The following is a 1,551-nucleotide window of genomic DNA, read 5'->3' as shown; positions in this document are numbered from 1 at the left end:
CGTCCCGGCCTGTTCCCGCGTCGCACCGGAAGGCCCCAGGACCCTGTGGTCCTGGGGTCTTTCAGCGTTAATTTCGCGTTATGGCGGACCCCACAAAACTGGCGGGTTCCTTATCCCGCCTTCACCGTGCTACAACAGGTCTACACCACTGAGTGGTGTAGACCACGCGGTTGCTGTCCAACCCTCGTGCATTCCTCTTTCTCTCCCTTTCCGTCCCCGGCAGCACGCAGCACATGGAGGAACAATGACCACCGCCACAGCCCCGGCGGCCCCCACGAAGAAGTGGGGCTCCGGCCTGCTCCAGGGCCTGCAGAAGGTCGGCCGAAGCCTGCAGCTCCCCATCGCCGTGCTGCCGGCCGCCGGCATCCTGCTCCGGCTCGGCCAGCCGGACGTGTTCGGCGCCGACGGGCTCGGCTGGGACAAGGTCGCCTCCGTGTTCGCCACGGCCGGTGACGCGGTCTTCGCCAACCTGCCGTTGCTGTTCTGCGTCGGCATCGCCATCGGCTTCGCGAAGAAGTCCGACGGCTCCACCGCCCTCGCGGCGCTGGTCGGCTTCCTGGTCTACAAGAACGTGCTGACCGCGTTCCCGATCACCGAGGCCAAGGTCCAGGACGGCGCGGACGTCGCCGCGACCTACAACGACCCCAAGGTCCTCGGCGGCATCGTGATGGGCCTGATAGCCGCCGTCACCTGGCAGCGGTTCCACCGCACCAAGCTGCCCGACTGGCTCGGCTTCTTCAACGGCCGCCGCCTCGTCCCGATCCTGATGGCCTTCATCGGCACCGCGGTCGGCGTCTTCTTCGGTCTGGTCTGGGAGCCCATCGGCGACGTCATCACCAACTTCGGCGAGTGGATGACCGGCCTCGGCGCGGTCGGCGCGGGCATCTTCGGCGCGATCAACCGCGCGCTGCTGCCGGTCGGCATGCACCAGTTCGTCAACACCGTCGCCTGGCAGGAGATCGGCTCCTACAAGGACTCCGCCGGCGCCGTCTGGCACGGTGACCTGCCGCGCTTCTTCCACGGCGACCCGACGGCCGGTCAGTTCATGACGGGCTTCTTCCCCATCATGATGTTCGCGCTCCCGGCCGCGGCCCTCGCGATCACGCACTGCGCCCGCCCCGAGCGCCGCAAGGCCGTCGGCGGCATGATGGTCTCTCTCGCGCTGACCTCGTTCGTCACCGGCATCACCGAGCCGATCGAGTTCGCGTTCATGTTCATCGCGCCGGTCCTGTACGTGATCCACGCGATCCTGACCGCCCTGTCGATGGCGATCACCTGGGCGCTGGGCGTGCACCACGGCTTCAGTTTCTCCGCGGGCGCCATCGACTACTTCCTGAACTGGAACCTCGCCACCAAGCCATGGCTGATCATCCCGATCGGCCTGGTCTTCGCGGCGGTCTACTACGTGACCTTCCGCTTCGCGATCATCAAGTTCAACCTCGCCACCCCGGGCCGCGAGCCCGACGAGGAGGTCGAGGACCTCACCAAGGCGTGAGCCCTCGCACGGCGTGACACGGCACAGGGCCCCCGGAGCGGATCTGCTCCGGGGGC

At 67.5% G+C, this 1,551-nt stretch carries 1 protein-coding gene; it reads left to right on the top strand.

Annotation, left to right across the window (positions count from 1 at the left end):
- The first annotated feature begins 244 nt into the window (after positions 1-244).
- Complete coding sequence (locus ACFWGJ_RS43625; protein ID WP_387334538.1) at positions 245-1,495, top strand: PTS transporter subunit EIIC; 1,251 nt, start codon at positions 245-247, stop codon at positions 1,493-1,495.
- The last annotated feature ends 56 nt before the right edge of the window (positions 1,496-1,551 follow it).

The sequence above is a fragment of the Streptomyces sp. NPDC060205 genome (assembly GCF_042728395.1).
Classification (GTDB): domain Bacteria; phylum Actinomycetota; class Actinomycetes; order Streptomycetales; family Streptomycetaceae; genus Streptomyces.
This window is presented reverse-complemented; position numbering and strand designations above follow the sequence as displayed.

What these genes read in the sequence shown, in the direction of transcription:
- ACFWGJ_RS43625 (WP_387334538.1), top strand. Translation starts at nt 245, where the DNA reads ATGACCACCGCCACAGCCCCGGCGGCCCCCACGAAGAAGTGGGGCTCC.